At 47.4% G+C, this 521-nt stretch carries 2 protein-coding genes; both read left to right on the top strand.

All coding sequences use genetic code 11. The features are described 5' to 3' along the window. The coding region (locus FW758_RS24790) for a hypothetical protein (RefSeq protein ID WP_131524992.1) at positions 1-223 on the top strand (223 nt) is incomplete at its 5' end. Beyond that, positions 217-521: phage protein GemA/Gp16 family protein (locus FW758_RS24785; RefSeq protein WP_446446846.1), on the top strand; the 305-nt coding region annotated here is incomplete at its 3' end. The genes FW758_RS24790 and FW758_RS24785, both read left to right, overlap by 7 nt.

The raw sequence follows: 521 nt of genomic DNA, 5'->3' as shown, positions 1-521 counted from the left end.
AATGACACCCTATGCTAAACGCTTACTCAAATATGCCATTGCGAACTGCCCAGTTAGGCCCGTTCGTAAGGGGAAAACTAAGGCAGAACTGCTCGCCGATCGTGAGCTTTGGGCTGTTAACTTTTTAAATGCAGCAACACCGAATTGGCAGCAGCTTAAGAGTCAGCCTAAAGCCATCAAGATAGTATCCAGTGCGACAACCGATGAGGATGACGAATGTTAGAAACTAATCAAAAAGCCCCTGTGCAGACTAATGCGCAGGCGCACCCAGTCGCTCAACACAAGAAGCGCCTGATCACCTTAATCAATGTGGCTAAGGGATCATTGCAGCTCGATGAAGCCATCTACCGCGCCATGCTGAAAAATGCCACGGGTAAAGATTCCTTGCGGGCAATGAACTTGCCAGAGCTTGAACAGGCGCTAGAAGTGTTTAAACAAAAGGGCTTTAAACCTACTGTAACCAACAATAAAACAGCGGTTAAACGCCGTTTAAGTCCTGCTGCGGGTAAAAGCAAATTGGC

The organism is Shewanella sp. 1180_01 (assembly GCF_052850535.1).
Note: the sequence above shows the minus strand (reverse complement) of the source record. Positions and strands in the feature narration are given on the sequence as shown.